This is a genomic window from Aliihoeflea sp. (assembly GCF_052435475.1).
Classification (GTDB): Bacteria; Pseudomonadota; Alphaproteobacteria; order Rhizobiales; family Rhizobiaceae; genus Aliihoeflea.
The window spans coordinates 88234-110959 of record NZ_JBQVMV010000013.1; the positions used below are offsets into that span (position 1 = coordinate 88234).

Consider the following 22726-nt stretch of genomic DNA (forward strand, 5'->3'; position numbering starts at 1 on the left):
CGGCATCGCGCGCTCGCGAAAAACTTTCGCCCAGGCGCTGGACAGCGCGAAAGTGAGTGGCTATAGACGCGGCTTCTTCGGGACGCCCTGGCGACCCGGTGGCCGGGTGATTAGCTCAGTTGGTAGAGCAGCTGACTCTTAATCAGCGGGTCGTAGGTTCGATCCCTACATCACCCACCATTTTCTCCTTTGTTTTCATGGGTTTGCTGTGACCCTTCCGTCAGCGGTCGGTAGCGAAGGTCACGTTTCGGTCGCACCCGCTATCTAGTTGTATTCTTTGTTCTTCTTTCGTTCACGTCAACGGATTTGAGGGGCGTTCGTCTGCGTGACCTTTTCGAATCACGCGGCACCCCGGCAACCGTGACACATCCGATGATGCGGGCCCTCGCTGTGCATGACGTCCCCGCATGTCATGCACGGCCGGATTCTCCCGATAACGGCATCGCGGGCGAAACCATCTCCCGTGTTCCCCCGCGACGGGAGCGACATCTTGCATGCGGCCGAGGTCACCGACGACGTCGTCCGACCCATCGCCCTCGCGATCTCGGCGCGCGGGCGTCCGGACAGCCAGGCCTCCGCCAGCGTCAGTTTTTCGTTGGTGGTCCACGTCCGTTCGTTCGTTCGCATCGCAGCGTCTCCCCGTTCCCCAGATTAAGGGTTGGTCGCCGGGACGCACGGCGCAAGGACGCCGGCAGTCAGACCCGGATTACGGGGACTTCCGCGATGCGGGTCGTATAGCGTGGGGTCCGCATTTCCGCTTTCAGATGCCAGTCCTTCCGGAACCCTTCGCTGCCGAGAACGAGCGTCTTCCTGCCGAAACGGTCATTGACGGCGTCGAGCGCTCCCATGAGCCGCACGTTCCTTTCGCGCCCGAACTCGAACAAGGTGCGCGGAGCCGCCTCGGCCGGAAGCAGGTCATCGAGCATGACCCCTGCCTTCGTGTACCCATATGGCTTGTCGTCCCGCCAGGCGGCGCGGACGCAGCGCACCGCGGCCTCTACGAGATCGAACGTGTCGGCCGACATCGGCTTCAAGGTGACCGACTTGCTGGCATGCCGCCGGGGCAGGTCCGGCCGATGCGGGTTCGTGTGGAAGAAGACGGTGATCGCCCCGGCCACGAGGCCGTGGTGCCTCAGCTTCTCCGCCGCGCGCGTCGCGTGCGCCGTGACCGCGCTCACCATCGTGTCGACATCGGCGATCGGCTTGCCCGGCGACCGCGTCACCGCCATTCCCTTCCGCTGTGGCTCCACGTCCTCGATGTCGATGCAGCGGACACCCTGAAGTTCGGCCACGGTCCGCTCGAGAACGACGGTGCCGACTTTCCTGGCCAGTGAGAGCGGCATGTCCCGCAACTCGACGACCGTCTTGACGCCCTGCGCCGCCAGCTTCGCTTCGGTCCGCGACCCGACGCCCCAGACCTCCCCGACGGCGATCCTCGGCATGCAATAGTCCCGGACCCGCTTTTCCGTGAAATCCGCGACCCCATGGAAAACCGGATTTTTCTTGGCAGCGTGGTTCGCCAGCTTGGCAAGCGTCTTCGTCGGCCCGATCCCGACGCATGTCGGGATGCCGGTCAACGTCCGGACCGCCGCGCGCATGTCGGCCGCCTGGTCGGCCATCCTGCCTCCGAAACCGGAGAGGTCGACGAACGTCTCGTCGATCGAATACACCTCCATGCGGGGCGAGAAGGCGTGCAGCGCGTCGACGACGCGGCGGCTCATATCGCCGTAGAGCGTGTAGTTCGACGACAGCACCTTGATGCCGTGTCGCCGGACCTTGTCGCGGATGAGGTGAAGGGGTTCGCCCATCTTTATCCCGAGCGCCTTCGCTTCATCGGATCTCGCGACCGCGCAGCCGTCGTTGTTCGACAGGACGATGACGGGGATCCCGACCAAGCCGGGATCGAAGACGCGCTCGCACGAGACGTAGAAATTGTTGCAGTCGATGAGCGCGATCGGGCCACTCATCTCAGTCGACTGGGTATCGCCGCGCGACGCCGGCGACCACGCCCCAGATCTCGGTGGTCTCGGTGACGGCGATCGGCTCGAAGCCCCGGCCAGCAGCCCTAGGCATCAGCCAGACGCGGCCGTCCCGACGCTCGGCGACCTTCACCGTGACGCCGCCGTCGACGACCGCAAGGACAATCCGACCTGGGCGCACCTTCCCCGCCCTGTCGACCGCGACGAGGTCCCCGTCGAGGATGCCGACATCGACGAGGCTGTCACCTGACACGCGCCACCAGTACGTCGCCGCTTCGTGCCGGACGACCCAGGCAAAGGGGTCGATGACGTCTTCCTGGTCGTCGGCGGCGGGAGATGGGAAGCCGGCCGGGACCGTGACCGCGACGAAGCGGTAGTCCTTGTACGGAAGCGGAATCGGGATGGAGACGGGCGACAGCATGGAGAGAACATAAAGGGAACATATTCCTTGGAGCAAGCCCTGTCGGCGAAGATGTGATCGGACGATGCGTCAGTCGAAGATTGCGGCGAGCAGGATGACGACGGTCAGGGCAACGAGCGCCCACATCACGAGCGCAAGCGGCATAAACCACCAAGGATCGCGGCGTCCGTCGTCCGGCTGCTGATCTTCGAGCGGCAGGTCGTAGAGTTCGTCGCCTGGATCCGTCTTCCTGTCCGGAACCCGGGAGAGGATTTCGAGCGGGCGGCCAGCGTCGCCTCGGATCGCGCGAGTTCGGAGTCTCTCGAGATCCGTCAATGAAGCGTCCTCCTGAAAGCCGACTTCATCCGGTCGAGGAAGCGGCTGTAGCGCAGGGCGACGGGAATGATCGCATCCGCCGGGAAGTTCCAGAGATGGGTCTCCCCACAATCGGGACACTCGTCTGGCTGCTCGGCCTTGCCGTTCGCTGTGCATGACCCGCAAATCCATTCTGTGTCAGTCATCAGTGTCGCTTCTTGATTGGGGGAGGGAACATCGAGAGCAGCGCGTCCCAGCATGCCTTGGCTGGTCGAGGGTCATTGCCGGGAGGCGAATACCACGCGCCTCCCTCGCCGCAGGCCGGACAGACCTCGGGCCAGTCACCGGGACCTTCCGCAAAGCAGCATGTACACATCCATCTGATTCCGCCGAGTTGCTCACGCTTCGTCATCGCGAGCCTCCCGTTGTAGCCGGCTCGCTTCTTCCATCATGTCGATTTCGGTCGCGTCCGGGTCGAGGTCGGACATCTTGCCTTCGCCCGCTATCTCCTCCTGAGCGTCTGCCAGCCGTTCGGCAGCACGGGCGGCTTCAATAGCTCGCGTCGCCTCAGCGAGCAGGTCGGCATCCTCCTTCTCGCTGATGACTGACCTTTCGCGCCAACGGGCGACACGGACGAGCCGGTCCTGTTCGGGGGGATACTGAACCTGAAGTGATCCGCTGATGGTGCCGGTATAGTCGGTGATGCGCCGAAACGGCTTCACTTCGCTGTCTTCCAATTCTACGTGTGCTTCGCACGACACGACCCATCGTCGGTGGATGGAATAAATCTGCCCGGGCGCGCCACAGACTTCGCAGGTACTATACGCCCGACCGATAGCAAGCTGACGCGCAACAGCGATGCGAGCCTCAACATCGGCAGGTACGTCCGCGTCGACCAGATAAAACACACGCAGCCTGCCAAGCCGCCTGCCTACCATTGTAAATTGGAATCCCTTGCCACCGGCCATCGCGGCTTCCACCTCAGCGAAGAAGTCTTCGAGAATCTTGAGCCAGCCCTTCCCGATCTCGTACCTCCAGCTTGGTAGCAGCGGCTTGAGCCAAGGAAACCGGGACTCAAGATGCTCCTGCATCTCGTCTTGCGCTTCGAAGAATGCATCGACGTCAGGCATCGCGGTGCTCCCCGTCTTCGAGCGCCGCAAGGAAGCGCTCCGTATCCACGATCGCTTCGCGGTACGCCTGCAGCCGTTCCCGGAGCATTGTGGCGGCACCTTTGTCGCCGGGATAGAAAACGCCCCCGATCATTTGGACCTCACGCTTGCCGTCGATCTCGATCAATACGACGGCGTGATCGCATTCCCATCCGGACCACATCACCTCCGTGTACGCGATCGCCCGAAAGTCGGTACGTGGACGGCCGTAGGCGTCCTCGATATGAAGCTCGAGACGCTCCCGCTCATGCTCCGGCACGACGCCGTCCGGATCCCACGCCGGCTTCTCGTCAGAATTAGACATCCGCGACCACCCCCCAATCGAAACCGTTTCCGTCTTCCCGACCGCGATAGCCGTGGGGGTTACACAGCAATCTGGTTCGGCCGATTTCGACGTCGATCGGGTAGTGTGTGTGGCCGAAAATCCATAAGTCCGGACCTCGGCCGGCCTCAAGGATCTCGCCAAATGCACCCGCTGAGTTCGTGAAGTAGCCGTTTCCAGGTTCATTTCTGTAGATTGGAGGCTCTGCGGACGGGTGCGGGACGTGGTGCGACACGACCACAGTGCGTCCGGCGAAATCGTGTGCCAGTTGTCGGCACAAGAAGTCGCGCGAGGTCCGATGCATTTCGAGAACGCGGGCGGCATCGAGGCCGGGAATGCGATGGTAGTCTTGCATCGACATCCGCGCGAACTTCATGTTTTCGACGGTGATCTCTTCCGGGGAGTAGCCCTCGGCCTCGGCGGCTCGGTCGAAAGCAAAGTCCGTCCACAAAGTCGCGCCGAGGAACCGGACGCCGTCGATCACGACCTGGCTGTCGTCGAGGACGTGAACGGGCTTCGCCCACGACCGGCTCTTTGCATTTATCCGCTGCATCGTGTCGCGGTCGATGGCGACGCCGCGATGCAAGAAGCTCCGATGCGGGTCGACGTAGAACTCATGGTTGCCCGGGACGAACACGATCGGCAGCTCGTACCGGCCGGCGAGATACTCGAGTTCGAACTCGACTTCGTCGGCGTGCGCAAGGTCGCCCGCGATGACGAGAACGTCCATGCCGGCGGGTGCGCTATCGGGAAGCCGGACGCTTTGCATTTCAGTATGCGTATCCGACCAGATCCATACACGCATCCATTACCTCCGTGTTTGACGCGTCAAACGAAACCCGACGCCGAGCGGACGATATAGGGATACGCGGGGAAGTTGTGAGCCCCTTGTTTTCGGTTGTGCGCCGGGGGAGTTAATGGAGTGCGATCGGGGAAGGCGAGGCTATCGATGAGGTCGGTGCGCAATCGACTCTTCGAGTTCGGCTGCACGGTAGTACGCCATCTCACCCGCGCGGATGATCTCCGGATCAGTCGGCAACGGCTTCGAGTCCCAATCGTCGGGGAGGCAATAGTTGCCTTGCATGCAGCCATAGGCGACCAGCGCATGGACCTTTCGGCATGCGTGCCTGACATCGTTCGGGTTGCCCAACCTCAGAATGTACAGAAGGTTGTGCCAATCGACATGGAGACGCGGGTGCCGTCCGACGGCAAGCAAGGCTTCTCGGAGTTCGCCGCCGAGCGCGGCGTCGAGCCGGCCGAGTTCGCTCCATTCGTCGTCGAATTTCGGAAAGATCTCTCTCTCCATCACCCGTACGCCGCCGTTCCATTTCGCGGTGTTCTCGATGTTCTCCAAACGCTTTTCGAGTTCGTTTGCTTGCCTCCTGGCGTCTGGATTCAGGAAGAACCGAAGGGAAGGGAGAACGCGGTCGGCTGGGATTTCGGCTCGGACGACCGGCCCAGAAGGTGCCTTCGGCAACACGACCTTATCGTCATTTTTTCGGACAGCGTTCCTGACGCTGGCGTTCGATTTCGACATTGGCTCGAACCGCTTCCGAAACGCGCATAGCTCCGCTTCCGGAATCAGCTTGCAAAGCTCGTCCATGCCCGCTTCGTCGACCGGATAGTTCCCGATCGGGAAGCTGTGTGGCTGACGCATCCCGCCGTATGGGTAGTGCCGCAGATAGAGAGGAACTACGGTTTCGCCCGACCATCTTGCAGCATGAGCCTTCGCAAGAGCGATGATCTCCTTGAAACGCTCGAGTTGCCCCCAAAGATGCGGCAAGTCCTCCAGCAGCAGAAGCACTGCGTCGTGTGGTTTCGAATAATCAAAATCAACGCTCATCACAGGTACCTTTCCGCCCCGCCGATAAAGCTGTCGATCGACCGCATCACCGAACGCCACTCGCCGGCCGTCGGCTTGATCTCCAACGCGAATGTGTCAATCGACCTGTCCGGCCGATGCCATTTGACTTTCAACTCGACGTTCCTGTCGCCGCTCCAGGACCGGCTCACCAGTGGCTCCAGCACAATCCTTTCGATCTCTGCCTCGGCTCCGAACGAAGAGAATGCATCTGCATCCAGGTCGATTTCGATGGTGGCACAGTCCGCGAAGGTTTTCGGCGCGGACAGCGGTGCCATGGCAGCGAGCTCGGCGACCTCAAACCCTTCGGCCGGATCGGCCGGAGCGATGGAAGGAACTTCTTTGATCGACTGCCGGTGCCCCGACCTTTCGAGACGATCCTTGTGCGCGACTTGAATGCGCTTGTGCTGCGCACGGCTCGTGAAATTGTTGATCAGATCCCGGCTGCGGGCCTCCTCTTCCAAAAAACCCCACGCAGCGGCGTCGGCTCCGTCGGCGTCGACCGCTGCGAGGAGGGAGGGGCCGCGGAACCGGCGGGTGTGGTAGCCGTCGGTTAGCGGCACGGCATCGAGCGCTTCTTTGAGCGCGAGGCTCCACGCATCGAAGAAATCGCGGTTGCTGAGAGTCGTCGGAGCGATGCTGGTGAATGTATTTGCCGCGCGGATCCAAAGGTTCGATCGAACTCTGAACCGGGCGTCGTCCGTGCCGCCGACCCGGCCGCCTACCTGTCGCACATGGAATTCGTTGCCGCGCGCGACGTAATGGCTCGGCGCAGCGACTTGAAGATGGAAGTTGACCGAAACGACCGGCCGGCCGCGACCCGGTTTGCGCACGATCTCTATCTGGGTGCGGAAGCGTCGAACCCCGGCGAAGTCGTTCTCAATATGCCTCAAGACCCGCTCCTGGAGTTTCCCAAAAGGTGCGGGGCCTTTCCTCGGGAAGCCTACGATGTCGGCGAGTTCGTCAGGCGAAAGCGACACGGTCACCGAATTAGTTTCATCCTCATCCGGTGACCACTTCACTTCCGACGCCGCCGCTGCAAGGTAGCGATACAGAGCCTGCGAGTACTTGCTCGACATCCGGCCGTCACCGATCGCTGCGAGTTCGATATAGGCGTAGCGTGGCATCCGACGCATGAGAGCATGGATGGGTTCCGGAAACTGGTAACCGATAGCTTCGTTGCCGTCGTCTTCGGCGATCTCGCGCCAGGCGACCGTCATCGGGACATCCGCGTATCGGCGCGCCGCGTCCTTGGACGAGAACGAAAGGCGGACGTCGCGCATTTTGTCGAGGGAGGCCTGGACTGCTTCCCGTCGTGCGTCGGTACCGAGGTATCGGAGAGCATGGCGCATCGAGATCGAGTACGACCGTTCCTCCATCGACTTGTCGTTTTCGTACGCATGCGAAACGAGCAGATCGTGGAGAGTATAATCGAAAGACGAAAGCGAGGGGCCGGAAACAGACACGCCCATTAGCATCTCGACTGGTCGCGGCGACTCCGGCGCGACTTTCGTCAGCATGCCCGGTTTGTCGAGAGCCTTTGCCAGCGTGCCTCTCGCTGACGGCTGAAATGGCGGACGGGGTCCCCTCGGCTGGGTCGTCTGTGTGGGCATATGATAGCTAGGGGTCGTCATCGGCAGTTTCTCCATCGTCTACAACGATGGTCATCCACCGGCGCGAATGGGACAAGCACCAAATCCCGTTGCGTTGGAGGCGACGGGATTTGGTCGTTGAATCCCCTCCGTTCAGGATGACGGGTTTTAATCCGACAGGCTGTTAGACGCCTTTCCCGATCAGGGTTCCGACTAAAACCTCGCGGCGAACATTGCGGGTTTCGATCTTTGAAACCCATGTAAATTGGCTCAATGGGTTTTAGTCGGCAAATCCTGGGAAATGTGGGTTTTAGACATCCATAAGCAAACTCTAATTCTGGGAAATGTGGGTTTTAGACCTTGTTGACAAACCCAGGTAACGCCGAGGTTTCGGGCTCGATTTCTCGACACCGAGTTCCCTGATTCTAAATGCTGGTCCGAGACGGATTCGAATTCGACGGAATCCGAGGTCCGGACAGATTCGGATTCGACCGTCCTCCGGATAACGGATTCGGCCGGAACTGATCGCGCATACAGACCCTCCGGAATTGAAGCTGGCGGACGCGGTGTAAGAGGTGGGGCCTTCGGCCGCCGGGCCGCTGCGCGGGGCTGGGGCTTTGGTCCTGCCCCTTCATCTTGGCCAGAGTGAACCCAAGGCCTGCGCCGAACAAATGGAATCCGGGGTCCATGCCGATCGAACTCGCCCCCGAGATAATGGACCTCGTACCTTCCCGACATCACCGCATACGGATTCAAAGCAGCAGCTGGCGAGGTCCGGAAGATAATCGAAGTCGAGGGTGCGCCGCAGGCGTCGTCCGGGGCGCGGCCTAATTCGTGTTTGACGCGTCAAACGCAGCTTCGGTGTTGCGCCGTGCGCGCCGGTGGATGAGCATGATCTGACGGACCTCGGAGGATTGACGACATGACCACAACGCAAATCGACCTGGAAGACCTCATCGCCGCCGTAGCGGCAAAGCGAGCTCCATCACTTCCGGCGGCAGAACTCGACGCTTTGGTGGCAAGTCATGCGGAGGCACGACTTCAACGACGCCGCGACATCGAGGACCGGCTGGCAGCGAAGCGGCCGATACCGTCCGGCCTCGCCGAAGCTCTGCTCCGAGGTCGCCAGCAGCCTGCGACTACCGTGCGTTCGATGAGCGACGTCGCGAGACGTGCGTACAATCGCGAGAAAGCAGCGTTGAGCCGTGCTCGCCGGAAATCCATGTCGGAGGCCGGGACAACCCCGGTTTCGCCGTCTACGGTCCGTGAGGGCCTCGCCGATGCGGCCATCTCACTGATCCGAGCGGGAGGTCCTGCGGCCCAAGCCGTCCTCGCCGAACTCGCCCGGGCATTCCCCCACGCGCCAGGCGTTCCATTGACCACGCGCAGCGACATCGCGGCCGGCAGGCTCAGAGAGAAACTTCCTAAGTAGCCGGCGACCGCATTCTTCCTTGCAAGTGGCCGCGCCAAACTCATTCCGTAGTGACGCTCGGGCCTATGCGAGGTCGAACGTAGTGACGGTGGGAGGTCGACATGCCACGCGAGATTTCGGGAACGGCGGAGGCGCAGCGACAGCGGATGATCCGTTATCGGAAGCGTTTGCGCGAGCGCCAGTGTCCTGAAACGGATGCTGTAGACGGCGCGGTCTCCGACGCCGTCGCGGTCCTAGTTCGGCTCTCGAGCAATGCTGACAAGCTTTCGGGTTACATCGCTCGGGCCGCCGTGAACCTGCTCGTGAGCCGTGGATACGACCGGAAGGAAGCCATCGATAGGGTACGACGTCGCATGGGCCGGCTCGAAGCCCGGGACCTGATTCCGATCGCGGCCGGGCGGCAGGGATGACGTCGGGCGTGAGTGCGGCGTCTCCCCATTACTCCGGTTTTCGTCCACGCGGATCTCGAAGTTCGAATCTCGAATCTGAGAACGCCCGTAGTGACGCCGTGATCGCTGCGCTGGCGGCACTGAAGACGGTTGCCGCCGCCGATCCCGACCATGCCCGGAATGCGAACAACCGTGGCTTCGCGAGGTCGGATGTCGCCCGTGGTCACCGCCTGGCGGGTCTGTCGTCGGCCAACGTCGCGTCGTCTCCGGATCTCGCTCACGAGGTTCTTAAGCTCGCCGTTCGCTACCGCCGGCAGGCGTCATACGGGCAACGGTGGCGAATGGGTATCGAGCGCCAAGGGGATCCTTTCGACCGCTAGCCGCGCGCGTCGACGAACTTCTGAGCGTCTTCTAGTGCAGACCTTATGTAGCCAACCGCCGAAAACGCGGCCCGATGTCGGTCTACGCTGACAAGCTGCAGCGCCTCTTCGATAGCCGCGAGTTCGGCGGGAAGGTCCTTCGCGAACCTCTCGATCATAAACTCTGCATCACCCTTCCTCTTCCGGTACGCCTTCTGACGCTGGGCGGCTGTCCTAGCCATGCCAGTTTTCGCCGGGCGTCCCCGCTTCGCCTTCTTCTGTTCTTCCATGGCTTCGTCCTCCGTCTCAAATTTCGTTACTCACAAAATATGAGCCCACCGGCGGGCCGGCGCAAGCATTATTTGTGAGTAACGAAATTAGGGGAGGACCGACCGCCGGTGTTTGGATCTTGCACCGCCCTAGGCGACCATCGTCTTCAACGATCGGAGGCTGCCGGCAATGTTCATTACGAAGACGTTCGCTCTCGCTCTCGCGTGTGTGTAAACCCCGGCACGTCTAACGAGGCTTGCACAGGCTTCCGCATCAATCAGTTCGCAACGCTTGAAGCCTGTCGTCAGGCGGCCCCGGTAGTCGAAAGTGTGATGACGTCGGTGCGCAGGCCCGACGTCCCGATCGCCGTTTTTGCGACATGTCGCGCGACCGCCGAAACGCGAGACGTTTGACATGTCAAACACGGAACCCCCCGAATCTGAACTGAAGCGCCTCGCAGCCGAAGGCCGCCAGATCGACGCAAAGATCGCCGCCGCCCTGGCTGCGTTGCCCACCGCGCCGGCGGACCCGGCCGCGCTCCTCGACTGCCGCAAGTCCGTACGGCCGGCGAAGATCGGGAGCCGGAGATGAGGGCGTCGGCGGACTTCATCAGCGTCGCGCTGCGTCTAAATTACCTCGAGCAGAAAGTCGCGGCCGGACCGGCGGGCGAGGGCGACCTCGCGACCCAGATCGCGACGATCAACGCGGACCTCGACCGGATTTACAGCAGCGTACTTTGGGGCGCTGACGATACCGGCCTGGCGTCCAACCCCCGCGACGTCCAGACCGTGTTCGACGGACCTTCGATCGAAGGGTCGCTCTATCAAGCCATCTACGGCATCGACCCGGCGTTGCAGCGGCTGCCGGTCCGGTACTCGCTCGGCTCGATCCGAGGACTCTACGGAGCCATTTTCGGCGGCGATCACCGAATTCTAGAAGCGAGCCAGGGCGGCATCTACGGTCCCTCGGTGCTCTCGGTCACGCTCGGCAACGACCCTGCATATCCACACCTCGACTTCAGCGTTCAGCTCATGACCGACGGCTGGTCGCTGGCGGAATCCGTTTGGGGTTCGACCTCGGCGATGACGACGTACCTGGCCGCCGGCCGGCCGATGCTCTCTCTCGTCGAGGAGCTGCAGACTCAGATCGACGACCTTGAGACGGAAATCGTTTTCCTTGAGTCCCAGATCGACCGGCTCGACGCGCGCATCGACGCGATGATGGCGGGGTGACCACGATGAAATCCATCCCCGCGTTCGCGTTCCTCGGAGCGGTACTCGCACTCCTATGGACCTCGGGCGTCCTGTCCGCCGCTTGTGCCGTCGTCCTCGCGCTCTACGTCCGCGAGATCACCGTTCGCCGGATCGTGTCCGGCCGCCTGGCCGAGGCCGTCGCTTATATCGAGCGCGAAGACGAAGCATGCACGTGCGTCGCAGATCGCGACCCGGCCGAGGGGAGGACGCTTCATTGACCGAGAACGCGCGCACGCCCCGGGCGATCCTGTCCCTGCACGTCGCCGGGCATCTCGTCGATCCTGACGACCTCAAGGCATCCATCGTGACCCTGCTGATGGCATACGACGAGGTCGGGATCGCGCTCGAGGATATGGACGCCCGAATCCATCGTCTTCCCCCGCCGGCGGAAAGGGTCGTAGAAACGCTGCTCGAATACGACGGCATGCTCGTCCACGACACGGTTTCCCGCGACGCCGCAACCCTGCTCGACGATTTCATGCACCGTCGCGCGATGTCCCTTGTCGTTCGCACGCCGGCGGGTGAGCATGAATGAGACGGTTTGAGCTGAGCCGTTTCTTCCTGACCCCGGCTGCGTTCCCCTCGGCCGGGGTTTCTTTATTTGGAGGCGAGTAATGGCTTTCACCGTCGACCTTAGAGCGTTTGAGCGCCAGCTGAACGACATCGAAAAGCGTGCGCTTCCGGACGCTGCGCGGGGGTATCTCAACGAGATCGCGTTCCAGTCGAGGACGGCGCTGCGTGCTCAGATGGAGAAGGACTTCGACCGGCCGAACGCATTCACCCTGAGCGCCTTCCTTGTGAAGAAAGCCGACAAAAAAGACGGCCAGCGGATGGAAGCGACAATCTTCGCGCGTCCGGAGCAGGAAGAGTATCTCCGCTTCCAGGTTTTCGGCGGGGTCCGCCGAAAGGGCGACGTCGGCGCGACCCCATGGGATGTCGTCGTCGGGGCCGACAAGGAAGACCGTCACAGTAACGTCCCTCGACGGTACCTTGCGCAGACCGCGAAGAAGGCAAAGCGGGAACGCGACCAGCGCGCGAAACTCCGCACGCGCCGGGCGGCCGCGAAGGCCTCGCCGAAAAAGGGGAAGGCAGACCTGAGCTGGGTGACACGCAGCAAGAACAAACCAGGCTTCTTCGGCACGGTCAAGGGATGGAAGGGCTATTGGGTGCGTCCGGAACGCTCGCTCGCGGCACCAATCCGGGTCCGGGGCATCAAGTCGGTCCGGACGACGGGACGGCTGCGCGCGCTTGTTTCGATGTCCGAGCAGGCGCGGTATCAAGCGGCGCGGTTCAAATACGCCGACGCCGTCATCGCGACGCACCGAAAATACGGCACCCAAGCCCGCTTCGCTGAAGAACTGCAGCGCGCCCTGGCGAAACGGACGAATACGTAACCCGCCGGCGGTTTGTGCGGTGCGCGCCGGCGACCCATCATTATCGTCTGAAGTCCATTCACAGGGGAGACGACGATGGCACCACGCAAGACCGCGAAGCCCGAGCCGGAGGCCGCCGCCGAGGCGGTCGAGCGCACATACATTGAGCGGATGTCGTCGGTTCTCACGACGACGCCGATCCGCACGCGCGAGGACCAAGCGGTCAAGGACGAGTTCCGTCGCGCGCTGGCCGACCGCGATGAAGCCGTCGCCGATTTCGTCGCGGCGCGAGTCGCCGAGGGCCACACCTTGGACGACATAAACGAGCTGTTCGCTCTGCAGTCGCAGATCGTGCCCGTCGTCGAGCGAGGCGAGAAGAAGACGCGCCTGAAGTGGGGATACATGATCGTGGAGCGCGCGGAATGAGTGCCCCGAACGAGAAGCCGGACCCGGCCGCGGCGAAAGCTATGCTCCGCGCGATCGCGAACCTCGACGTCGACGAACTCGCGTTCCTCAAGCGCCGTCTGGACGCGGCCGAACGCGACCGCGAGGAAGAGCGCCGCCGCGAGGCCGATTACTGAATTCATTGAGATTTTCGCTCTCAATAACGCTCGTAAGTGGCTTTTTCGGCTACTTACGAGCGTTATTGATTTCCGGTCTACGCCTTCGCGAGCGGCCGGATACACCTTTCGCCGGCGGTTTGTCGGTTGCCGCCGGCGGCCGCAGTCTCGTGGTTGAACAGGGGAGATCACGACATGTCAAAAGCGCCGCCGGTAGAAATCCAGCCGGAAGTCCTTCTAGAGGATTGGGTCGTAGCTCGGGTCGGTCCCGACTGTTTCGGCCACCAGTTTTTCGCTCTTGTCGGGATCCCTGTCGAAACTGACCGGATCCGGATGACGACTGACGTGAAGACCTTCGATCCCGCCGAGCGAACCGCTGTCACGATGTCCGGCCGCCTGTACCGACTGGTAGGCGACGAGCGGCTGGCAGAGCCCCATCCAGATACGTGGCGGATGATCCGGCAATATTGCTTGGGCCATGGGGTTCCGCATGAGCTTGTCGACCTCGTTCCGATCGCGGAACTCGAAGCCGCGGTTCCGGCTCCGGAAGCGCCTTCATCCGCTTGGAGGCACTGATGTCGAAAGCTCCTCGTACCCTGACAGCCTGGGCGTTCCTCCAGATCTGGCGTCCGGACGGCTCCCGCTCGCCCCAGGCACCGATCCTTGCGGGCATCGACGACCTTGGCCTGAACCGGACCTCGACGCCGTTGGTCAAGTTCGACCCCGCCTCAGGCGTCGGCATTACGGGGTCCGGACGCGAGTACCGCCTTGTCGGTCACGAAGACCCGGTCACGGCGCTGCGGGCGTTCTCCAGTCTGTGGATGCTTCAAGACGGTCAGGAAATCCGACGCGTTGCCCCAGAGGCGGTCCCGGCCGTGATAGCGACATCGGCGTCGCCAACGCCGAAATCGGCCGAAGAAACGGCCGAGGACGAATTCTTCCGAATCCGCGCTTGCGTCGCTCAGATCGAGCGCCTGGCACGGCTGAGGGGCATCGGCGACGCCAAGGTCGCCCCGATGCTGGGGGTTTCGCGCGTCGAATACGTCGATATGAAAGCAGGAGGCGCAATGCCGTCCGGGATCTCGGTTGATGGAGCCGAACGCGTCTTGGCGCATGTGAACGCGCGTGTGCAGGACAATGGATTCGATCTCGAGATCCCTGACAGCGACGAGCGGGCGTTCCGGGTTCACCGCATGCGTAACGCTGCGCGGAGCATGGAAGTCCGGATGGCAGAGACGCGCCGGCACCGCTTAGAGCGCGCTGCGTTCGCGTTGCCGTTCGTTCAGATGACGGATCCGGATTTAACGGACGAGCAGTATGCGGAGAGCCTCGGCGTGACGCCCGAGGAGCTGCGCGAGATCCTTGCGGAGATCCCTGACGACGACGATAATTATACGGTGCCGCCGCCGGGGATGAGGCACTAGAATTCCGGTGACAACGCTACCATAGGTGGATATCTTCGCGCTCGGTTAGGTCGGGGGACTTCCGTTGCGCATACGTCATGTGTTTCGTCTGGTCAGCTGGTTTGGATTGGCGGGCAGCGCCCTTGCGTTTACGGCGTCGCCTTGGCGAGACGCTGCTCTCCTTGCTTATCGACATACGGACCCGTTCGAAATTTCCGAGTACGCTTTGTCACGGATAGATCGAGGTGAATTCGAGGAGCACGCACGGGTTGCGATCGATGAAGGTGATCTGGAGGATGCCAAGATAATCGCCGATCTTGCTGCTCAAAATGGCGAGGTGTTACCTGCATCGATCACAAACGAAATCACACGGCTGGAGCAGACCGCATACATTACGAATGCGAAATCTTTTGCAGACGGTCTCGTTACGGGACGCGTCTACAATATCTATGCCATGGGTGGCTCAGTCTCCTCAGATTTTCTTGTGATTGGAGATCTCCGAGATTTAGGTATCGAGGGGTTCAATTTGGCTTCCGGCCGAGAATATAGCGCGGTGATTTTGGCTATATCTCTGTTGGGAGTAGCGACGACAGCTGCAAATTTTGTGCCCGGCGGGACAGCCGTCGATGTCGGCGTGTCTGCTTTCAAAACGGCGTCGAAGGCGTCTAAAGCGGCCGGCACTATTCCTTCTGGGCTATTAAAACATGTTGGAGACGCAGCAAAGAATTCGGTCGATACGAAAGCAGTTCGTGAACTGTTCACTGTGTCGAATGCGAGACAGATTTGGTCGAGCGTATCTTTTCCATCTTACGAGACGGTCATGACGCGGTTCCGAAAGTCCCCGGCCAATCTCCGATCTTCGGAAATCCGTCAAGGTATAGCACCCATCAAGTCCGAGATCGGAGGCTCGCTCGTCAAGAAGGTGACGGGGGTCTTCCGCCAGGGTGAAATCGCCAAGCTGCAGAGGATGACCGACGACATCTCTAGAGTGGGCTCGAACGCGAGTATGAAAGCGGCTGTCAAAAGTATCAATCTCAGCGACAATTTCGCTGACGCTGCCAAATTAGCGAAGCTTTCGGAACGCGCTAAAACGACCATGGCTGCTCGGCTTAGGATTCTTGGTAAAAGCGCTTTCAAACTGGGCAATATGCTTTTTGATGTCATTGCAGCGCTGATGGCCGCGTTGGCTTGGTTACTGTGGGCGACTTGGATGATCTCGAAGCCGATTAGATTGGCGTCGGCGCTCGTTTTCAAGAAAATGCCAAAGCTTGCGACACCAGCATGACTGTTAGGGATATCGCCACGGCAGCAGCCTTCGGCTTCGGGGCATCGGCCGGTCGTGACCTGTGGCGATGGCTGAAATACGATACGGCGCAGGCCTTTGCATTTGCCGTGCTCACCGGCGCTCTCACCCTGCCGGCCTTAGCAGGGCGAGGACTCACCGAAGGGCACGAGCGGGGACTTGCCGGGACGGTGGCGAAGACAATAGTTGGAAACGTCATGCTGTTAGGCCTGGGCGTCGTGCTCGCCTGGGCATGCCTAGTATTGCCGACTTGGAACGAAGCAAATCCGGGTGCCGGTTTTGTAGCCGCGTTTGTTTACGCTGTGATCTGGTCCGTATCCATCGCCCTCATCGGTTCGGTGTGGGGACTTTTCCGACGTCGTCGGCGAAAGCGAGCCTTTGGCGTCGCGCGACAAAACCGTTCATTTCTAGTGAATGCAGGTATCATCCCGACGAAAGCGAAAGACGCGACGCATGTCGGCCCCGACGCGGAGCGCTTGCGGCTGCTAGGGAACGACGACGGCAACGTCGTCTTCATGGTCGTCGGCCGACGGTCGAAAAGGGCCTATATTTCTATGGATCGGGAAGGCCGGTTTCTCGAATATACGGGTCCTATCTCCGTATAGCTACTTACGATTACACGCAGTTTCGGAGCGCAGCGCCGATGTGCTCTGCAGCGCGCTCTGCTTGCATTGGGTAGCGGAACATCCCCATGTACGCCCGCGGAACGTCCGCTTCGATCTCGATCGTTCCAGATGAGGGCAGGGAGGTTGTATCGAAGCCAGGCAGCTGTATCCGCAGCGTGTATCGACCATTTTCGTGCCGCACGGCTACCTCATCAACCGACGTCTCCTTCCCAAAAACGCTGATCGAGGTCAGATACTCGGTCGGATCGATGAAGCTTGAACCCTCGTACAGTTCATAGGGCGTCGAAACCATCAACTGAGGCGTTCCAGACTGACCACAAAAGACCGTGGCGGTGGTCAGTTCATCCGCCGATTTGGCGAACGCCACGATGCCGTCCCGCCAAGGCTCAATCCGCCATTCACCGATCGATGAGGGATCATATCGGACTTTCCACTCGCGAATTTCGTCCTCGGTCAGCCAATGCATGCCTGAGGGTGGGACCGAAGACGCTTTCGAGATGAAGCGTGGATCCACACCCATCTCGAAAGCGTAGTTGATCAGAAGGGACGAAATGATCTGGTTTATCGAGAGATCCAGCGCACTGTAGATCGGTTCGTCCGGACGGGACATCGATACCCCGTCGTAGAATTGGTGAATGCCCAACTCTCCCGCCTGCAACTCCCGATGCGTGCCGCCGAGAAAGGCAAATGCGCACGCTGACGCGCATCTTCCTGGCGCGCGTTCAAATTCATAGTAGCCATAATCATCGGCAACGGAGATCCCGATAGCAGTGCCGCTATCGGCTTCACGGATCATGGTACCCATCTCCAGGCCGGCCACGAGATTGCCCCCCGGAGAGTTGAAGACGAAAAAGCCACTTCCGTACGTGTCGAGATACTCCCTGAGCTTCGCGGGGGTGTCCTCGGTGATCCTGCCCTCGGCCTTTGTCCACTCGCACCCTGAGCAGTTGCCGCCTGTGCCGACGAGTTCAAAAGTCATCTCGTCGGCGTGAGCACTACTGACCAGCAGCCCATAGGCCAGCAGGCCCGTAGCGGCGATAACTTTGATCATTCCCACCCTCAGCGCGAGTAATACCCGCCCGAATATTGCTTCCAATCCTCCGCGTGTCCACGCCTGACCATCTCTGCCGCGATGTCCCGGCCGCCTATGTGGCACTGAGCGACGACGCGATCATAGCTGCGGTCCGACGACCGACCGTCACATGGCGTCCCGTGTCCGACGATCTTGCACGACACCGACCTGCCTGACACAAGTCGCGTCATTTCCTCCCGCGCTCGGCGTCCGGCTGCCGTATTCTTCTCCGGCGCGTCGATGCCGCAAATCCTGATCCGCTGCCCGCTGACGCTGAACGTGTCACCGTCGGCGATCCGCTCGACGCGGCCGGAGATAGTTCCGGGGCCGCCGCGGCGTGGTTCGGAGGCGGTAGAGGATGGTTCGCCGATGGAGATGATCGAAGGCGAGGGTGTGATGTCGAGAGACTGTGCGGTAAAGGGCTGCCTCGCCACGGCTGCCGATGATGGGGAAGGCCAGGCGATGGCTTCGCTGGCGCGGGTGACGATCTCCGGACCCTGGTTCGCGGCGAAGAAGCCGATAGCGGCAGCAACAGCGACCGTCGAGAGCCGGGGCATGCCGGATCGCTTTCTTCTGCTGCTTTTTCGGTGACGGTCGTACTTGTAGACGCCCATAGCCCCCTCCATTCCATCAGCCATCATATCGTGAAGGTGTAAACGTCGGCTTCGGGCGATCGCTAAAAACATATGATCCGCCGGCGAACTTGCGTCAGGCGCTCCCAAGACCAATTCTTGTTGAAGGCCCGAAAAACGGTGCGAAACAGGGAGACAGGGGAATGACGATCACGCCAGCCACGGTTCCGACCGAGCGTTATGAAATATTCATCGCGGGCGACCTCGCGCAGGCGAAGCAGGTATGCCGCGAGTACTGTTTCGACGAGGGCTTCTGCGTCACGATTGAGCCGACGACCTATATCTACAAGGGCGGTGAGGAGTCGGGCGTCCGGATCGGCCTCATAAACTACGCGCGGTACCCGTCACGCCCCGGCGAACTCCATGCTCATGCGAAGGCGCTGGCAGATATTCTCATGCGGCGTCTCTGTCAGCACTCGTACAGCATCGTCAGTCCGGAGACGTCCGAGTGGTACTCGAGAAGGACCCCGAATGTGAAGGAGGCTGCATGATGGACCTCGTCATGGACCTCATCTTCACCCCGCAGGGCGTCGCCGTTTACGGGGAACTGACGGCCATCGGCCTGGCGACGTTCGTGTTGTGGGACGAGCGACGGAAGCAGGGTTAGGCTGCTGCCGATCTGCAACGCCTGCCCGCCGGCTGGTCGGCTGTGTGTCTATTATCTGGACACCTGGCAGAATCGCGGGATACAACCGGAATAAGAAAGACCCCGGGTTTTGGAGACCCAGGGCCTTGTCGCCGAGCCCTTGTGGAGGGGGTTCGGCCGCTGCTCGCTCGAAGGGGTCTCGATTGGACGTCGTCCCCTTCGGCGATCTCTTGGCGGGCTAGATCGGCAGTCCGCCTGATGCACTCTGTTTACCTTGGTTAAGTTTGAGCTAACAACACTAAATATAGTGTTTACGCTCAAATAATCCGAACCGAAGGCACAGAATAATTTGCGCTGTCCCCTTCTAAGAACGCGACTCGTTCATTCCGGTCAAGGGATCGTTTACGATCGTTAGCCGACCGCTAGATATTGTGGGGAGTGGTGTGGATAGCGGGGAGGGGAAAGCAAATCTTCCATTTTCAGAGCCCTCGACCTGCGAGGATGGCGACGACGGCAACCGCAGAAGACGTAGCTTCCAAGCAAAGAGCAGCCAGTTGCCGGGTTGCGGTGCGCCGGTGCTGGAGATTCACAGCTAGGTCCAACGAGGCCTTGGTGTGGGCGCGGATCTCCTTGTTGTTTCCGCCTGGCATTTCATGGTGAAGCCAAGCGTCCAATAGGCGGCGCGCATCCGTCCTGCTGATAAGCACGCCTTTGTCGTCGGAGGCGGGATGCACCCCGGGATCGTGCACTGCTTGCGCCAGCGAAATAAGGACCTCCCGGCAGAGCAGGCCAACTACTTGCCAATCCTCCTCCGCTGATGCCGCATCATAGCGCTGTCGCGCTTTGGCCAGCGAACGATCGACCCGGTCCCAGCCAGTAGGTTCGCGTTCCGCCACTACGCCAATGGCATAGATCTTCGCTATCGAGGCGGCCATCGGTGACGCGAAGAGATTGCGCACGTATTGTCTGCGTTGTGCCCAGCTATCAAGGCCTTCCGACTTCCAATAGTGGAACCAATCCCAGAGGCTTCCGTGTGGATTTTCATAAGTGATCCCGGCGGCCGCGCAAAGCTCCATAAGCCGCGCTTGGCGCGCCATGTAGTAGTCGTCGACCTCTTGAATGTTTTTTTCGCCAGTAGCGACCGCGATCATCATTGCGCGATGGATGATGAGTTCCGGAAGAAGGGTGGCTTGTCCTTCGACGGCATCCCCGGCTTCCCGGATATCTATGTCGTCTGCAGCCTGTAGGTCGTGCTGCTTGCTCACCACAGCCTCGGCGATCCGTTTACGATCGTGCCGGGGAAGAGCATGCAGCGCTTCGGCAAATGGGTAGGGAGCTCTGACTTCGACAAACGGTTCTTGAGACCACGCTCCCTGTCGAAGTCCATACTCGATCCACGCATGTGCCAGCAGCGCTGCAAGATCTGAGCGTCTTAAATGTTCGAGAAACACCCTCGCGGTTTCGCCGTCACTTGAATACATGTCAGAAGTTGATGTGAAGGTGTTCCCGACTGCAAGCCATGAATTTTGTATTTCACAGGTAGGCATCGACGCCGTCCTGGACGATAGTCCCTGACGGTTGAGGCGGGCGACGGCGACATGGCAGGTACATCTTCAGCGAGCGGGCTTCTGACGCGGCACATTCTGATCGACACTTCGATCTATCAAGCTGCCAGAATGGATCTGCGGTCGAGAGCCTTTGAGCAACTGCGCGTATATGTGAAGGACTTCGGGTTAGTCGTTCACTATGACGACGTGATTAAGCTGGAGTGCGAGCGCCGGATCGCGCAGAGGGCTCAGGAACTCGCCAAAGCGCACAAAGCCTTCTTGAAGGAGTGCAAGAGCTGGAACTATGCCCTCGCGCCAAGCAAGGTCCAAGTGCCGGAGACGCTGGCGAGCGAACGCGTCATAGCCCACGCGCAGATCGGTTTCTTTTCCCATTTGAGACGGGCCTTCAGTGCCAGGCATCAACAGCATCGCATTTCGATGGATGCAATACTTACCCGGTATCGCGAGCGGCATCCCCCTTTTGACGTTCACGGATCGAAAGAGTTTCCCGATGCGCTGATTATAGAAGGCGCTGTTCTCTGGACCAGAGCAAACGGTGAGAAGCTGTACGTCGTCACCGCAGACAAGCGGATGCGAGCGGCTGCGGAGTATCACGAGGACTTAGTGCCTCTCTCGTCACTCGACGAGCTGTTGCAGATACTTACCACCGAACGGGATCCAGCCGTTCAACAGGAGGTCGAAACGTACCTCGATGCCGAAGATTTTTACGCTCAGCTGGAGAGAGCAATCGACGATGATCTCCAGATAAAGCTTAGCGAAGATGGGGTGAGTTATTACGGCAGCTATCAGACGGGTGGCGCGTCGTCGGTCGAGTTGATGCAGGTCGAAAGTTTCGGACCCTGCCGAATTGTCGGCTTTGATAAAGAAACGGTCACTTGCGTCGCTCCGCTCACGTTCCGCTTTGAGATCGTAGGAGAATTCGAGTGGACGATGGGCGATGACGACGAGGATCGATGGGGTTCGATGGAGCGGACCTATGACGCCACCGACTACAATCGAACTCAGATTGTTTTCAATCGCGGCGATGGATCGATCAGGTCAGCGACCTTGCTGGATGTCGTGGAGTTTGGTGACCCTTCCTAGGATGCACGTAGACTAAGCCGGACCCTGATGGCGACCGGAATATTGCTCGTAGTCTTCCTGTTGTTTTCCGATGGCGGTTAATCGTTCGCATCCGGGGCACAATAGCCGCCGGTTGCGTAGCGCATAACTGAATTCCGCCGAGAAGATCGCTCACATGTCACCCGTTTGGAAGAACTGTCGGACCCGTTTCATGAACGCTCGAAAATCCTTGTTCTCAACGGCGAGGCGGCTGCACATCGCCCATTCCAGCACAGGCCGCTCTCTAGCTGGTACGATGACCTGGCTCTCGGAAGGGTTCTCCTCGTCGAGCTTGATGAGTCCGATCCCATGCATGGCGTATAGGATGCGGAGCTCCTTTAGGGTTTCGGATCCCTCGAAATTGGCAGCCACCAGATATCCGAAGTTTGCCCAGGATGAATTCGATACTGCTTGAAAGTAGGTCTCTCTGGCGTTTGATCGGTTGATCAGGAGTTTTACCTCGAAAGACCAGAGACGGATGCGGGTGTCTCTGCTTTCCCGCATTGCGGTCACGACCTCCGGATGGAGCCCGTCGGTAAGGTTTTCCATTGCGACAACGTCGGGGAACAACCATCTATTGCCGCCGGACCCGTAGGCGTTCGACGACCTCTTCTCGTCGATCCTGTGGCCCCGCAGGTTGTACTCGGTTTCAAGGAACTCGACGAGGAGCGGGTAAAGGTCGTGCTCGCTGCGCCGGGCGACGATTTTCTTGTCGATCACGACGGGCTCAGCCGTCTCAAGGGATTCTTCGACGGGGGATGCGTATTCTATGAAGGGATCGCCCCCGCCTTCTATCTCCGCGACCTCTTCGGCTTCGGAGCGATCCGACCAGTAATATAGCCGCGGGCGGACGCCGTCGGTCGTGCGCAGTTGCGGAAGCTGCTTCTCCCAAATTGGCCTATTTGCCCCGATCTCGGCGACGATCTGGTTGAGCAGTTGCGCCTGATTATGAAGCGACGCGCTCTTTTCCATCTTAGCAGCCGCCGCTTCAGGATAGGTTTCAACCACCCAAACGGCGATGTCTCTCGCCTTGAAACGCTTTTCAGGGTTCGCCGAAAGAAGCTCGACGACCCTGTTCTTAAGATCAAACTTCACAATCTACCCACCCGATGAATCCCTTGGGCGAAGCATAGGGAAGACTTGCTCAGCGTCCATAGAATC

The 22726-nt window shown here is 60.5% G+C and carries 29 protein-coding genes and 1 tRNA gene; 15 read left to right on the forward strand and 15 right to left on the reverse strand.

Going from position 1 to position 22726, the window contains the following annotated elements; all coding sequences use genetic code 11:
- The first annotated feature begins 104 nt into the window (after window positions 1–104).
- Window positions 105–180: transfer RNA gene (locus tag ACT6QU_RS14615), tRNA-Lys, on the forward strand.
- A 515-nt stretch (window positions 181–695) separates the two neighbouring features.
- Here ACT6QU_RS14615 and ACT6QU_RS14620 read toward each other — a convergent pair.
- From ACT6QU_RS14620 to ACT6QU_RS14660, 9 genes are all read right to left on the reverse strand, one after another.
- Entirely contained in the window at window positions 696–1967 is a 1272-nt protein-coding gene (locus ACT6QU_RS14620; protein WP_444565226.1) for a Y-family DNA polymerase, read from the reverse strand.
- Window position 1968: 1 nt separating this feature from the next.
- Window positions 1969–2436, reverse strand: coding sequence for a LexA family protein (locus tag ACT6QU_RS14625; RefSeq protein ID WP_444565225.1), 468 nt, complete (start codon window positions 2434–2436; stop codon window positions 1969–1971).
- Between the two features lie 33 nt (window positions 2437–2469).
- Window positions 2470–2715, reverse strand: coding sequence for a hypothetical protein (locus ACT6QU_RS14630; protein WP_444565224.1), 246 nt, complete (start codon window positions 2713–2715; stop codon window positions 2470–2472).
- The gene (locus ACT6QU_RS14635) at window positions 2712–2900 is read right to left on the reverse strand and encodes a hypothetical protein (RefSeq protein ID WP_444565223.1); all 189 of its coding nucleotides are present in this window, start codon (window positions 2898–2900) and stop codon (window positions 2712–2714) included. Before ACT6QU_RS14635 ends, ACT6QU_RS14630 begins: the two co-directional genes overlap by 4 nt.
- A 192-nt stretch (window positions 2901–3092) precedes the next feature.
- The gene (locus tag ACT6QU_RS14640) at window positions 3093–3824 is read right to left on the reverse strand and encodes a hypothetical protein (RefSeq protein WP_444565222.1); all 732 of its coding nucleotides are present in this window, start codon (window positions 3822–3824) and stop codon (window positions 3093–3095) included.
- Window positions 3817–4167, reverse strand: coding sequence for a hypothetical protein (locus tag ACT6QU_RS14645; protein WP_444565221.1), 351 nt, complete (start codon window positions 4165–4167; stop codon window positions 3817–3819). The genes ACT6QU_RS14640 and ACT6QU_RS14645 overlap by 8 nt, the downstream gene beginning before the upstream one ends.
- Window positions 4160–4990 (reverse strand): metallophosphoesterase, encoded by an 831-nt coding sequence (locus tag ACT6QU_RS14650; RefSeq protein ID WP_444565220.1) that lies wholly within the window; start codon window positions 4988–4990, stop codon window positions 4160–4162. Before ACT6QU_RS14650 ends, ACT6QU_RS14645 begins: the two co-directional genes overlap by 8 nt.
- A 138-nt stretch (window positions 4991–5128) precedes the next feature.
- On the reverse strand, window positions 5129–6028 hold the full coding sequence (locus tag ACT6QU_RS14655) for a hypothetical protein (RefSeq protein WP_444565219.1): 900 nt from the start codon (window positions 6026–6028) through the stop codon (window positions 5129–5131).
- Entirely contained in the window at window positions 6028–7566 is a 1539-nt protein-coding gene (locus tag ACT6QU_RS14660; protein ID WP_444565218.1) for a hypothetical protein, read from the reverse strand. Before ACT6QU_RS14660 ends, ACT6QU_RS14655 begins: the two co-directional genes overlap by 1 nt.
- 994 nt (window positions 7567–8560) lie before the next feature.
- On the opposite strand from ACT6QU_RS14660, the gene ACT6QU_RS14665 reads away from it, so the two are divergent.
- Both ACT6QU_RS14665 and ACT6QU_RS14670 read left to right on the forward strand, forming a co-directional pair.
- Window positions 8561–9070: a hypothetical protein gene (locus ACT6QU_RS14665; RefSeq protein WP_444565217.1), complete on the forward strand. Its 510-nt coding sequence runs from the start codon at window positions 8561–8563 to the stop codon at window positions 9068–9070.
- Between the two features lie 101 nt (window positions 9071–9171).
- Complete coding sequence (locus ACT6QU_RS14670; RefSeq protein WP_444565216.1) at window positions 9172–9480, forward strand: hypothetical protein; 309 nt, start codon at window positions 9172–9174, stop codon at window positions 9478–9480.
- A 355-nt stretch (window positions 9481–9835) separates the two neighbouring features.
- On the opposite strand, the gene ACT6QU_RS14675 is transcribed toward ACT6QU_RS14670, so the two are convergent.
- On the reverse strand, window positions 9836–10108 hold the full coding sequence (locus ACT6QU_RS14675) for a hypothetical protein (protein WP_444565215.1): 273 nt from the start codon (window positions 10106–10108) through the stop codon (window positions 9836–9838).
- A gap of 394 nt (window positions 10109–10502) precedes the next feature.
- Between ACT6QU_RS14675 and ACT6QU_RS14680 the strand changes: the two genes are divergently transcribed.
- From ACT6QU_RS14680 to ACT6QU_RS14710, 7 genes are all read left to right on the forward strand, one after another.
- The gene (locus ACT6QU_RS14680) at window positions 10503–10679 is read left to right on the forward strand and encodes a hypothetical protein (RefSeq protein WP_444565214.1); all 177 of its coding nucleotides are present in this window, start codon (window positions 10503–10505) and stop codon (window positions 10677–10679) included.
- Window positions 10676–11320, forward strand: a complete 645-nt coding sequence (locus ACT6QU_RS14685) for a hypothetical protein (RefSeq protein WP_444565213.1) — start codon at window positions 10676–10678, stop codon at window positions 11318–11320. Before ACT6QU_RS14680 ends, ACT6QU_RS14685 begins: the two co-directional genes overlap by 4 nt.
- A gap of 5 nt (window positions 11321–11325) precedes the next feature.
- Window positions 11326–11559 carry a hypothetical protein gene (locus tag ACT6QU_RS14690; RefSeq protein ID WP_444565212.1) on the forward strand — a complete coding sequence of 78 codons (234 nt, stop codon included), beginning with the start codon at window positions 11326–11328 and terminating at the stop codon, window positions 11557–11559.
- Window positions 11556–11876 (forward strand): hypothetical protein, encoded by a 321-nt coding sequence (locus ACT6QU_RS14695; protein WP_444565211.1) that lies wholly within the window; start codon window positions 11556–11558, stop codon window positions 11874–11876. The genes ACT6QU_RS14690 and ACT6QU_RS14695 overlap by 4 nt, the downstream gene beginning before the upstream one ends.
- Before the next feature lie 79 nt (window positions 11877–11955).
- Window positions 11956–12735, forward strand: coding sequence for a hypothetical protein (locus ACT6QU_RS14700; RefSeq protein WP_444565210.1), 780 nt, complete (start codon window positions 11956–11958; stop codon window positions 12733–12735).
- Between the two features lie 75 nt (window positions 12736–12810).
- Window positions 12811–13140, forward strand: a complete 330-nt coding sequence (locus tag ACT6QU_RS14705) for a hypothetical protein (protein WP_444565209.1) — start codon at window positions 12811–12813, stop codon at window positions 13138–13140.
- A complete protein-coding gene (locus ACT6QU_RS14710; RefSeq protein ID WP_444565208.1) occupies window positions 13137–13295 on the forward strand; it encodes a hypothetical protein in 159 nt (52 codons plus the stop codon). Before ACT6QU_RS14705 ends, ACT6QU_RS14710 begins: the two co-directional genes overlap by 4 nt.
- Before the next feature lie 216 nt (window positions 13296–13511).
- Here the strand turns inward: ACT6QU_RS14710 and ACT6QU_RS14715 are convergent, their stop codons facing one another.
- Window positions 13512–13754, reverse strand: coding sequence for a hypothetical protein (locus tag ACT6QU_RS14715; RefSeq protein WP_444565207.1), 243 nt, complete (start codon window positions 13752–13754; stop codon window positions 13512–13514).
- 95 nt (window positions 13755–13849) lie between these two features.
- Between ACT6QU_RS14715 and ACT6QU_RS14720 the strand changes: the two genes are divergently transcribed.
- The 3 genes from ACT6QU_RS14720 (at window position 13850) to ACT6QU_RS14730 (ending at window position 16585) form a co-directional block, all read left to right on the forward strand.
- Entirely contained in the window at window positions 13850–14698 is an 849-nt protein-coding gene (locus ACT6QU_RS14720; RefSeq protein ID WP_444565206.1) for a hypothetical protein, read from the forward strand.
- A 64-nt stretch (window positions 14699–14762) separates the two neighbouring features.
- The gene (locus tag ACT6QU_RS14725; RefSeq protein ID WP_444836980.1) at window positions 14763–15962 is read left to right on the forward strand and encodes a hypothetical protein; all 1200 of its coding nucleotides are present in this window, start codon (window positions 14763–14765) and stop codon (window positions 15960–15962) included.
- Complete coding sequence (locus tag ACT6QU_RS14730; RefSeq protein ID WP_444565204.1) at window positions 15959–16585, forward strand: hypothetical protein; 627 nt, start codon at window positions 15959–15961, stop codon at window positions 16583–16585. The genes ACT6QU_RS14725 and ACT6QU_RS14730 overlap by 4 nt, the downstream gene beginning before the upstream one ends.
- Before the next feature lie 10 nt (window positions 16586–16595).
- On the opposite strand, the gene ACT6QU_RS14735 is transcribed toward ACT6QU_RS14730, so the two are convergent.
- Window positions 16596–17657, reverse strand: coding sequence for a hypothetical protein (locus tag ACT6QU_RS14735; protein ID WP_444565203.1), 1062 nt, complete (start codon window positions 17655–17657; stop codon window positions 16596–16598).
- Window positions 17658–17665: 8 nt separating this feature from the next.
- Window positions 17666–18292 (reverse strand): thermonuclease family protein, encoded by a 627-nt coding sequence (locus ACT6QU_RS14740; protein WP_444565202.1) that lies wholly within the window; start codon window positions 18290–18292, stop codon window positions 17666–17668.
- Between the two features lie 161 nt (window positions 18293–18453).
- Here ACT6QU_RS14740 and ACT6QU_RS14745 point away from each other — a divergent pair, with 161 nt between their 5' ends.
- Complete coding sequence (locus ACT6QU_RS14745; protein ID WP_444565201.1) at window positions 18454–18801, forward strand: hypothetical protein; 348 nt, start codon at window positions 18454–18456, stop codon at window positions 18799–18801.
- A gap of 574 nt (window positions 18802–19375) precedes the next feature.
- On the opposite strand, the gene ACT6QU_RS14750 is transcribed toward ACT6QU_RS14745, so the two are convergent.
- Window positions 19376–20377: a hypothetical protein gene (locus ACT6QU_RS14750; protein ID WP_444836686.1), complete on the reverse strand. Its 1002-nt coding sequence runs from the start codon at window positions 20375–20377 to the stop codon at window positions 19376–19378.
- 117 nt (window positions 20378–20494) lie between these two features.
- Between ACT6QU_RS14750 and ACT6QU_RS14755 the strand changes: the two genes are divergently transcribed.
- Window positions 20495–21547: a PIN domain-containing protein gene (locus ACT6QU_RS14755; protein ID WP_444565199.1), complete on the forward strand. Its 1053-nt coding sequence runs from the start codon at window positions 20495–20497 to the stop codon at window positions 21545–21547.
- 150 nt (window positions 21548–21697) lie between these two features.
- Here the strand turns inward: ACT6QU_RS14755 and ACT6QU_RS14760 are convergent, their stop codons facing one another.
- Window positions 21698–22660, reverse strand: coding sequence for a COG2958 family protein (locus tag ACT6QU_RS14760; protein WP_444565198.1), 963 nt, complete (start codon window positions 22658–22660; stop codon window positions 21698–21700).
- Between the last annotated feature and the right edge of the window lie 66 nt (window positions 22661–22726).

Coding starts and splice junctions, on each gene's coding strand:
- ACT6QU_RS14745 (WP_444565201.1), top strand. CDS start 18,454: ATGACGATCACGCCAGCCACGGTTCCGACCGAGCGTTATGAAATATTC.
- ACT6QU_RS14635 (WP_444565223.1), bottom strand. CDS start 2,900: ATGACTGACACAGAATGGATTTGCGGGTCATGCACAGCGAACGGCAAG.
- ACT6QU_RS14730 (WP_444565204.1), top strand. CDS start 15,959: ATGACTGTTAGGGATATCGCCACGGCAGCAGCCTTCGGCTTCGGGGCA.
- ACT6QU_RS14670 (WP_444565216.1), top strand. CDS start 9,172: ATGCCACGCGAGATTTCGGGAACGGCGGAGGCGCAGCGACAGCGGATG.
- ACT6QU_RS14740 (WP_444565202.1), bottom strand. CDS start 18,292: ATGGGCGTCTACAAGTACGACCGTCACCGAAAAAGCAGCAGAAGAAAG.
- ACT6QU_RS14660 (WP_444565218.1), bottom strand. CDS start 7,566: ATGCTGACGAAAGTCGCGCCGGAGTCGCCGCGACCAGTCGAGATGCTA.
- ACT6QU_RS14710 (WP_444565208.1), top strand. CDS start 13,137: ATGAGTGCCCCGAACGAGAAGCCGGACCCGGCCGCGGCGAAAGCTATG.
- ACT6QU_RS14680 (WP_444565214.1), top strand. CDS start 10,503: ATGTCAAACACGGAACCCCCCGAATCTGAACTGAAGCGCCTCGCAGCC.
- ACT6QU_RS14750 (WP_444836686.1), bottom strand. CDS start 20,377: ATGTATTCAAGTGACGGCGAAACCGCGAGGGTGTTTCTCGAACATTTA.
- ACT6QU_RS14650 (WP_444565220.1), bottom strand. CDS start 4,990: ATGCGTGTATGGATCTGGTCGGATACGCATACTGAAATGCAAAGCGTC.
- ACT6QU_RS14620 (WP_444565226.1), bottom strand. CDS start 1,967: ATGAGTGGCCCGATCGCGCTCATCGACTGCAACAATTTCTACGTCTCG.
- ACT6QU_RS14700 (WP_444565210.1), top strand. CDS start 11,956: ATGGCTTTCACCGTCGACCTTAGAGCGTTTGAGCGCCAGCTGAACGAC.
- ACT6QU_RS14675 (WP_444565215.1), bottom strand. CDS start 10,108: ATGGAAGAACAGAAGAAGGCGAAGCGGGGACGCCCGGCGAAAACTGGC.
- ACT6QU_RS14715 (WP_444565207.1), bottom strand. CDS start 13,754: ATGGCCCAAGCAATATTGCCGGATCATCCGCCACGTATCTGGATGGGG.
- ACT6QU_RS14755 (WP_444565199.1), top strand. CDS start 20,495: ATGGCAGGTACATCTTCAGCGAGCGGGCTTCTGACGCGGCACATTCTG.
- ACT6QU_RS14645 (WP_444565221.1), bottom strand. CDS start 4,167: ATGTCTAATTCTGACGAGAAGCCGGCGTGGGATCCGGACGGCGTCGTG.
- ACT6QU_RS14690 (WP_444565212.1), top strand. CDS start 11,326: ATGAAATCCATCCCCGCGTTCGCGTTCCTCGGAGCGGTACTCGCACTC.
- ACT6QU_RS14735 (WP_444565203.1), bottom strand. CDS start 17,657: ATGATCAAAGTTATCGCCGCTACGGGCCTGCTGGCCTATGGGCTGCTG.
- ACT6QU_RS14685 (WP_444565213.1), top strand. CDS start 10,676: ATGAGGGCGTCGGCGGACTTCATCAGCGTCGCGCTGCGTCTAAATTAC.
- ACT6QU_RS14640 (WP_444565222.1), bottom strand. CDS start 3,824: ATGCCTGACGTCGATGCATTCTTCGAAGCGCAAGACGAGATGCAGGAG.
- ACT6QU_RS14720 (WP_444565206.1), top strand. CDS start 13,850: ATGTCGAAAGCTCCTCGTACCCTGACAGCCTGGGCGTTCCTCCAGATC.
- ACT6QU_RS14705 (WP_444565209.1), top strand. CDS start 12,811: ATGGCACCACGCAAGACCGCGAAGCCCGAGCCGGAGGCCGCCGCCGAG.
- ACT6QU_RS14655 (WP_444565219.1), bottom strand. CDS start 6,028: ATGAGCGTTGATTTTGATTATTCGAAACCACACGACGCAGTGCTTCTG.
- ACT6QU_RS14665 (WP_444565217.1), top strand. CDS start 8,561: ATGACCACAACGCAAATCGACCTGGAAGACCTCATCGCCGCCGTAGCG.